The sequence below is a fragment of the Microcystis sp. T1-4 genome, assembly GCF_000297435.1.
Lineage (GTDB): Bacteria > Cyanobacteriota > Cyanobacteriia > Cyanobacteriales > Microcystaceae > Microcystis.
Genome location: NZ_CAIP01000403.1, coordinates 1 through 9,608 on the forward strand (window position 1 = coordinate 1; position 9,608 = coordinate 9,608).

The 9,608-nt window shown below is 41.2% G+C and carries 5 protein-coding genes; 1 reads left to right on the top strand and 4 read right to left on the bottom strand.

The genetic code is table 11. The features are described from left to right. Window positions 1–96: 96 nt before the first annotated feature. From MICAI_RS18925 to MICAI_RS18935, 3 genes are all read right to left on the bottom strand, one after another. Window positions 97–663 (bottom strand): hypothetical protein, encoded by a 567-nt coding sequence (locus MICAI_RS18925; RefSeq protein WP_002762574.1) that lies wholly within the window; start codon window positions 661–663, stop codon window positions 97–99. 49 nt (window positions 664–712) lie between these two features. After that, window positions 713–6,673: a type I polyketide synthase gene (locus MICAI_RS18930; protein ID WP_008205986.1), complete on the bottom strand. Its 5,961-nt coding sequence runs from the start codon at window positions 6,671–6,673 to the stop codon at window positions 713–715. Window positions 6,674–6,791: 118 nt separating this feature from the next. Continuing rightward, window positions 6,792–7,751: a hypothetical protein gene (locus tag MICAI_RS18935; RefSeq protein WP_008205988.1), complete on the bottom strand. Its 960-nt coding sequence runs from the start codon at window positions 7,749–7,751 to the stop codon at window positions 6,792–6,794. Between MICAI_RS18935 and MICAI_RS18940 the strand changes: the two genes are divergently transcribed. Then, on the top strand, window positions 7,750–8,394 hold the full coding sequence (locus MICAI_RS18940; protein ID WP_039900522.1) for a Uma2 family endonuclease: 645 nt from the start codon (window positions 7,750–7,752) through the stop codon (window positions 8,392–8,394). The genes MICAI_RS18935 and MICAI_RS18940 overlap by 2 nt on opposite strands. A 216-nt stretch (window positions 8,395–8,610) precedes the next feature. On the opposite strand, the gene MICAI_RS18945 is transcribed toward MICAI_RS18940, so the two are convergent. Further along, complete coding sequence (locus MICAI_RS18945; RefSeq protein ID WP_008205992.1) at window positions 8,611–9,429, bottom strand: PEP-CTERM sorting domain-containing protein; 819 nt, start codon at window positions 9,427–9,429, stop codon at window positions 8,611–8,613. Between the last annotated feature and the right edge of the window lie 179 nt (window positions 9,430–9,608).

Consider the following 9,608-nt stretch of genomic DNA (forward strand, 5'->3'; position numbering starts at 1 on the left):
ACTAGAGACAACTTTTCAGCACAATTAACTAGAAGAATAGGGTAAATACTCATTTACCCCCATTTTCTTAATACTTTTTTTGACTTTGGCTGAAATTTAAACTAATCTCCCCTCATTCATAGGTGGAAAACGATGATAATACATGGCAATCATCATGGGAATTAGAACCATTAAGTTATAGAAAAGATGCAGTTCTAACCGAGGAAACCAAATTTGTCCAATACTAATAGGAACGCGAGAATCCCATAAGTTTTGACCAATAATTGCCTGTCCTAAGAGTAAAGCGTGTTCAAAATGATGATAGAATTGTAATCCTAAGGCCAAATCCCACCAAAGACGAGCTTTTCCATGAAAAGAAGGACGAAAAATGGCTAACCCTAATAACATAAAAAGAGCGTGTCCATAGTGTAGCCATTCCGAGCGCATTAACCAAGGTTTCCAGAGTCCTAATAACCCTAAACATTCTGGTCTCGGCCATCCTAAACCCCACAATTGATAAGCTTGAATAATATGTTCTGAGATGTGGGCAATAGTCACTATCATAAAGATTTGCATCCCCAATTTATGCCAGCGTCCATTCATCGCATAAACGAAAGAACGGATGATATTTGAAATCAGTTGAATAGGGTTTCTTTGGTTGGGAATTTGTCGAACTGTAGTCATGATTTGGTTCTCCTGTGGTTTAAAAAAGGGTAAAACTGGATAAGTTTTATCAGAAAACCTTTGCTGGTTCTGTCTGAAGTAAGTCCGATTTTTTCTGAACTGTTTGGACAAATATTGCCAAGATGAAAGCTGTCTTGATTTCTCGGAAAGAAACAGGTAAAGTGATGATTAAATCCTTTCCTGAAGATAACCACAAAATAGGGGATAAAGGGGTTAATTGTTGAGAGAAAGACGATAAAGTTAACGGGATATCGAGACTCAAACCCGCTTTCTTAATACTTTCTTTAGCAGACCAAATGCGAGTCGCTGCCATATTAAAATCCTCATGATTCTCTTGACTAATTACCTCCGCTAAATTAAAGGAATTTTCCCCCAATAAATCGCGCCACATCTGCACATCACGGGGGATAATCGGTTCCAGATCGCATCCTGACGCACCCTTAAGCACAAGGGTTAAATCTTCCGCATGAGACACCGAAACCGCCTCGTTATCGCTTAATTCGGGCTTGCCATCCCCCCGACGCTGAATTACACTAGGGGATGAGGTTAACATCCCTAAACTGCGATCGCTTCTGACTCGTCTTTCTACCGTTGCATCCCGATCGAGAATTAAAGTTAAATCGACATTAGGCATCACCTCCTTAATCTTTCGTTCTAAATAACAGGGTAAAAGGGCTGGAATCCAGGGATCTTGAGGATTTCTGTGTTTAATCACCTTTAATTCCAATCCTTGCCACACTTCTAAGAGATTGCCATCGTCATCCAATACCTCAAGATCATAGACAAAGGTATCTCCTTGATGCAGTCTTTCTTTGGCTGAAACAAACTGATTTTCGCCTAAATTGACAGAATATACCGTTAAGCGTTCTATGCCAGTGGGTAAAATAGTGGCATGGGGAACACAAGCTTGTAAAGCATGGATAACGGCATCTCTTGCCCCTGCATCGCCTAAAATCAGGGATTGAGGTAAATAACGACTAAACCAAGCAGTTTTTTGCTCAATCTTAATTTCTGCAATACATTCGGTTGCTTTGAGATGAGAATAACCCTTAATTCGTTGAAATCTTGCTTTATGGAACAATAAATGACCATATAAGTCCGTATCTGGGTTAATTTGAGGGTTATTTTTTCCTTCTTTAAGGGGGACAGGGGGGATCATTGGGCGACAGTCTGGCGCCCCCACAGAAGAATGGCTGATGATGGCTTCAAAATGATCGATACTAAACCCTGTATTGGCACAGCGAATAACGGCCTTAACCTTTCCAGAATCGGTGATTAAGGTAGCAATTTGTATCTTTAAGGGTTGATCGGCAGAAACCACGATCGGACGGTTAAATTTAACCGATTCAAACCTTAATCCTCCAGTTTCCCCCTTGTTAAGGGGGACGGAAGGGGGATCTTGGTTTTCCCCCTTGTTAAGGGTTTGATCCTCCTTCCTTGCTAAGGTGGGGAGTAATGCAGTGGCCACCTGCGCGATCGCTTCTAACCCCAAGACACCGGGGAAAATGTATTCTCCTTGATAAACATGATCTTGTAAATAAGGATCATTGTCTAAGGATAATTCTGCTTCAGTAATCAGTTCAATTCCCGTGTAATGAACTTTCTTTGTCTCTAAAAAGCGTAAAAAAGATAATTCTTGCGGTTTTAAGCTTAAAGTCGGAGGTTCACCAAAACGCCCGGCGATGATAACAGAGGCAGTGGGTAGGGATTGATTTAAAAGTAAATGTAAGTATTTAATGCCAATATCGGGAGAAATAGGGGTAATACCTTCATTTCTTAGCTTTTCAACTGTTCCTAAACGTTCTCCCATGCCAATACCGGACCAAACCGACCATTCTAGGTTTAAACAGCGACAATTAGGGTATTTTTGACTAAATTCCGCTACAATATTCCCTAACCATTCATTGGCTAACCCATAGTCTGCTTCTCCTTTCAATCCAGTCTCGGCAATAATTGAACCGAAGGTGATTAAATAGTTGAGAGAATCGGGGTTAATTCCCGTTAAGATATGTTGCAAACCCTTGACTTTTGGGGCTAAAGTTGCTATAAAATCTTCTGGTTCGAGATGTTGAATTAATTTCGGTGTATTAACCCCTGCACCGTGTAAAATTCCCGTAATTTCTCCTAAATTTGTCTTAATTTCGGCGATAGTTTGCTGAACTGACTCAGCATCACTGACATCACAAGAATAATAATGAACTTGGATGTTTGCAGACTTCATTCTTGCTAAATTTTCGGCTAATTCTCGGTTATCTTCAGGTTGAGAACGTCCTAAAATCGCTAAGGTGGCTTTATTTTCTTTAGCTAAGGATAAGGCACATTCTGAGGCAATACCTCTCCCTCCCCCCGTCACCAAAAGAAGCTCCTTGATTTTGCTTTTATTTGACCTTTTTAGGGCTTTTTTCTGCTTAGGGTTATCGGTATCTTTTTCTAACCCTAACAAGTTTAATTGACGAACAAACCGTTTTCCGTTTTCATCATAATAAACTTCTGTATAGCTATCGGTTGCAGTGATTTCTGAGAGAATGATATTAACTGCATTGGGATGATGAAAAGGAATATCAATCACACAGGTAGGAATTTGACGATTTTCTAGATAAAAAGTTCTCGCAAAGGACGCATATCCTCCTCCTTGTTGAATCAAAATCAAGGGTTTTTTCTCTTTTATAGATAATTTTGCCACTTTTAAAAGCAAATCGATTTCTGATTCATCAGGATAGGGTTTTAAACAAATAATGATCCCTTTTTCCTGCTCATGCTTTAAGGTGGGTTGTAAAACAGATAAGTTAGGCAATAAAGGATGATCAGCATGGGCGATAATATGCCAATTTCCTGCTTTTTCTCGATTTATTTGCTTTTTATCTGATTTAATTAACGGTTTTTCGATTAATTCAACCGTAAACGCACGCACCCAATTATCAACACCCATCGGGATTGATTCTTGAGGAATTTGGGGATTATTTTTGCCTAATTCTTCTAAAGCTGCTGCTAGATCCTGAATAGTTGCATTGGCATAATCTGTCGGTGAATGGGGAGGAGATAAGTCTAACTGACGCGCTGCTTCGATCACTAATTGACTGACACTGATAGAATTAAGGTGCAGATCCGCCAGCAAGCGATGATGATTTTCAATGGTTTCTAGGGGTAATTCTGTTTTTTGTGCCAGCAATTGACGAATAACTTCAATTTTTGAGGTTTCAGGTTTGAGGTTTGAGGTTTCAGGTTTGAGTTTTTGGCTATGATTAGGTAATAAAAGATCAATATTCTCTACTTTTGCCTGTTGACTTTTGCCTTTTGCCTTAATCTCACATGGATTGGCAATAAAATGGGGTTGATAGTCTAAATTAAAGGGACGACTAAATCTATCTTCAAATAACCCTTGATAGTTAACCTTGACACCATTAACAAACATCACTGCAACCGTTTTCAATAACCCTTGTAAAGACTCACTGCTGCTATCGAGAGAAATTACGGGAATATCCGTTATATCTGCCACTAAACGGCTTAATATCGAACCGGAACCCACTTCAATGAATAAATCAACCTCTTTCTCTGCTGACTTGACTGCATCGATGAAGCGCACCGGTGAGGTGATTTGTTCTAACAAAAGCGAGCGCCAGTCGGTATTTAATGGCAATTTTTCGCCCGTTACGGTAGAAATAACCGTTTTTTCCAGGGAATTTAAGGGATAAGTTTGTAAATAATCTTCTAAGGGTTGCACGGCCGGGGCCACTAGGGGAGAATGGAAAGCGTGGGAGACAGGCAAATAAACGGTTTTAATGCCTTGATTTTGGGCTTTTTCAACAACATCCTTAATCCCTAATGCCTCTCCTGAGATTATTGTCTGATAGGGTGAATTTAATCCCGCAATCTCAACGATACGTCCATTTAATAAACTTTTAACCGTTTCTGCATCGGCGTTAATGCTGGCCATTCTACCTGTTGGGTGGCCCAGTTGTGCCATTGCTTGACCGCGAATTTTAGCTAGATTAATTAATTGAGTCTTATCATAGGCATTTGCCCAAAATAAAGCGCATAATTCCCCTAAACTGTGTCCTATGGCTAAATCTGCTTTAATATTTAAGTTTTCTAAGAGTTGTAACCCCCCTAGGCAAGCCGTAATGATCGCCGGTTGAGCAATATTCGTGACCGTGTTATCCTTACCCTTGGCTAACTGAGCCTTGTTATATAATTGTTTAATCACAGGAAAACGTCTTTCCCAGAGTCCCCCATGAAGATAAACCGGTGCGGATTGCCCCGGAAAGAGAAAACCTATTTTATTGATCTGTTTTTCGTTATTGGTAAAGATATTATCTAAATTTTGACCGGGGGGGATCAACGAGTGCAAGCCTTGCGCTCCTACAAGGTGATTGGTTAAGCTATCGGGGGAAGATGCAATAATGGCCAGACGATAGGGTAAATGAGGATTTACCTTTTTCGCTAATTCAACGGCAAGATCCGTCATTTCTGACTGGGATATGCGAGGAACAATATTTAATAACCGATTAACCTGTGCTTGTAAGTCTTCTTGACTATTTGCACTCAATAGGAATAACTCCGCATCTTGGGGAGAATGGATTAATTTTTGTTCCTGTGGCGTTAAAGTGTGACGACGAATCTGACTTAATCCCTCGATGATAATATGACTGTTAATGCCCCCAAAACCCATGGCACTCACTGCTGCCCGTAAAGGTAAGGAATTTGGCCAGATTTGCCCCTCTTTTAATACCTGTAACCTTGCCTTGTCTTCGGTTAACCGAGCCTGAGGGCGATCGCATCCTGTCACTGGTGGTAAAATTTGACGATGAACCGCCATAGTCGCCTTAATTAACCCTGCTATCCCTGCCGCCGCCTTAGTATGGCCAATATTCGCTTTAATTGAACCAATAACGGCTTTATTTACCGTATCTGGATGAATACGAGATAAGACTTCTAATTCGGTTCCATCACCCACCGCCGTTCCCGTACCATGGCCTTCAAAATAAGCTATAGTATCTCCCGTAAATTCAGCCCGTTTATAGGCGCGATTTAAAGCCAATAACTGTCCTTCCACTTCTGGGCGAGTAATTCCCCCTTTGCCATCGGAAGAAATCCCCCAACCCTGAATAACAGCATAAATCCGTTTATTTTGGGCTAGGGCATCCTCATGACGCATTAACACCAGAAAACCGCATCCTTCCCCTGGAATAAACCCATTAGACCCTTGATCATACACTTTCATCTCCCCAGAGGCTAAGGCCCCCGTTTTGGCAAAACCCACCAACTCAAAAGGGTCCATACTAATATCCACACCCCCGACTAAAGCGATATCTAAATCTTCAGCTACTAAAGCCGAACAACCATTCGCTACTGCCAGTAAAGAGGAACTACAAGCCCCATCGACGATATATCCGCCCCCTTTTAAGTCAAAATAATTACAAATTCTCCCCGCTATCGTATTCGCAAGATTTCCCGCTAAAGACTCCTCTCCAATCGGTTCAAAGGGTTCTTTAAAGCGATTTTCTAATTCATTTAAGAAAATTTGCCGTTCTTTGTCCGATAATCCTTGTTTTAATAATTGTTCTTCTACCCTATGACGCACATAGGGCCAACGCAATCTTAGGGTATTAGCCCGCGATAACTCGCCTGTGAGGGTATTTCCCAGTAAAACCCCGGTTGTTTCTTTATTTAACCCCTTTCCGCCGGGAAATCCCGCATCATTCAACGCCTGAGACGCAATATCTAACGCTAACCAGTGGGCTAAATCAGCCGAACGAAAGGTACTCCCCACCACTTTATAAGCAATGCGATCGAATTCATAGCCCTCAATAACGGCAGCTTGAGTCGAATAAATGACATCGGGGGCGCTTTTATCGGGAGAATAGTAGTCACTTAACGATAATCGCTCTGAGGGAAAGCGACGAAATGCCCGACGCTGAGACAGGACATTTTCCCATAATTCCTGTGGAGAATCGGCATCAGGATAAAGACAAGCCATGCCAACAATAGCAATTTGAGGAGAAGCTTTCATAGTCAATGACCAGGAGAATGTTACTGTAGGGGCGTAAGGCTTACGCCCTTTTCATTTGTAGTTTGTAGCTAAAAGCTGTAGGGTGGGCTTTGCCCACAAAAACCCCATAATATATTGGTTAGGGACTTGATAAAATGCCGGAAGCCTGTACTAGGGGTAATTTTGCTTTCAGGGGTTCAACCGCTAATATCAACCCTCTGAAACAACACACCAGCGTCAATCCGAAAAACATCCCAAAAACAACATGAAAGGACATCAAAATGCCATAAGCAACGGCTACAGATGCCCCGAAAATTATCTGCTCACGGGGGTTAATCGGTGTTGTTCCCGGATCCGTTACCATATAGAAAGTAAAGAGGACAAAAGCCACCCCTGTCATGGGTAATAGGGCGGGGATTAACGCTGTGTGAAAGATAGCACTTCTAAGGATTGCTTGTAAGATAAAAGCCCCTAACCATCCCGCAATTAAAGGCAATTTACGAGTAAAACGGGCATTTAAAAACGTTCCCGTACAAACAATTAAGACGGGTAAAATCCAATCTGCCCAACCGCTTAAATTCTCGGTAAACTGATAGGGGGGCGCGATGCCAATCCAGGGAAATAAGAGTAAGGTAACGCTAATACCAAAATTAGAAGGATTGAGAAAATGACGGGTTTTATCTGCCACTTTTAACCGAAAAATTGCTTTAGATCCGATAGCCACCGCTACTGCAAACATAATCGGAAATAAACGCTCATTAGCATAGAGTAACATAGCGATCGCTAATGAGGTAATATGGGCAGAAAGCAGAAAATCGACAAACTGACCGATACTTCCTAAATATCTAGGTTTAAAGCCATTTACCCTAGCATCAACGCTTTCTAATAATAATTCTACGCTGTAACCTGTTGCTAAAGCCACCAGAGGTTGCGCCCAAGATTGTTCAAATCCGAGGACAGTATGACCTAAAATATTGAGAAAGGTAATCGCTATAGCAAAGCGTCGTAATCCTGCTAAACGGTTGGGTTGATAGGAAACAGTAGAACGCTCTACTGAAGAGCTAAAATAGGGAAGATTAAATAATTGAGTGGTTGTCATGGTTATTGTTGAAGATGCGTTAAAGGAAATTATCTTTCCCAAAAGTGATTTACTGAGTGATGAACCCCCTATGGAAACAGAGTTACATCTGCGTCAATTGATGCTTTTGATCCAATCACTAGAGTTATTATGGAAAGACCGCCAAGATTTCTATGCTTTTGGTAATCTGACTATTTATTACAGCCCTAATCAACGTAAATCAGAATATTTTAGGGGTCCTGATTTTTTTGTGGTTTTGGGAGTAGCAAGAAAACCGCGTAAAAGTTGGGTAGTGTGTGAAGAAGAGGGGAAATATCCCCATGTCATCATCGAGATTTTGTCTGATTCAACGGCAGAAACTGATCGAGGTCTCAAGAAAGAAATTTATCAGGAAACTTTCCGGACTCCTAACTATTTTTGGTTTGATCCCAATAGTTTAGAATTTAAGGGTTTTCAGTTGATGGTAGGAAAATACGAAGAAATTGCAGCGAATGAACAGGGCTGGTTATGGAGTCAACAGTTAGAATTATTTTTAGGGATTCATGACAGCCAATTACGCTTTTTTACCCCTGAAGGTAAACTTGTTCCCACCCCTGAAGAAGTGGCAGAAAAGATGGCTCGGAAGTTACAAGATTTAGGGATAGATTGGCGAGATTTGACTTAAGTTTGACCTGAAATCTCGCTCAAGCCAGCTGAACTGCAACTTATGAAGTAATCTGCCCAAATGCTACAGTTAGGCGTTTTTACCGCAACAATAAACAAAAATCGAGCTATATTTGCCAATTCTCGACATGATTTGCTATACTCCAACAAGTAACTACATTCTTCCTCAGCCCCCAATTGGGGGCTTTTTCTTGGTAAAAAAGAAGCGATCGAAGGCTTATTTTTGCTCTTTTTTGCCTTTAAATCCGACTATTGAGCTTAAACCCACGGCAATTAAGCCTAATACAGTTGAAGGTTCGGGTACCTTTGCTTGTCTCACTGTATGGTTAGCAGCATAGTCTCTGTGATTGTGTTCAACATCACCTATCAAGAAAAAGTCCATCTGATCAGCACCCAGATTTGTATGAAGATTCGCTGTTTGATCACCGACCGGTCCTTTGACAATTACAGCACCAGGAGGAGGTGTTGATCCCCAACTTCCACTAGCCGTTAATTGATCTGGGGTAAGCAAAGAACAGTCAGCTTCAAACCCAGGCAATGCAGCAATTTCAGCCACACATATAGCATTTTGCATCCCACTACCTACTGGAGCAGCTAGAACTTGCCAATCTAAGTTTAAAACAGAGCTAAATGTATGATCCTGATTGATTGTCATTATCCCAGTTGACCTGCTTCCGGGGGCAATCTTAACAAACAGATCAACTAACTGACCATTAATAGCTACCGGGTCAATGCTTATTAAAGAGAGATTGGTCATCTCAATAGGAATATTACAAGTACCCGCATTAAAAACACAGTCAGCTTGCCGTTCAACAGTAGTATCAGTGTTACCAGGGCCAAAGGGTAGTCCTTTTAATTGGACTGTTCCCAATCCATCAATAGTCACAAAGTTAGAGCCTGCAGGTGAACTAAGATAATCTGTTCCTGCCACTACTGTTGCAGCTTTCGCCGCTTCTGGCATCCCTAATAAAGCAACCCCCAAACCTACAGCACCAATGAGACCCGTAGTGACGGGTTTTAACCGAGTATTAATCATTTGACTGAAACTCCTTCGAGTAACTACATTCTTTCCTGCAATTTTACAGTAATAATTTTTCTTGTCAAGTCATCAATCAGGATAATTTATTAAGTTTTATTACACTATTTACCTGGGTAAGCGCAGCTCAAACGCTGTCGATAATTGGCTAATTTTGTCAGCCGCTTGCTGTCTAGGCA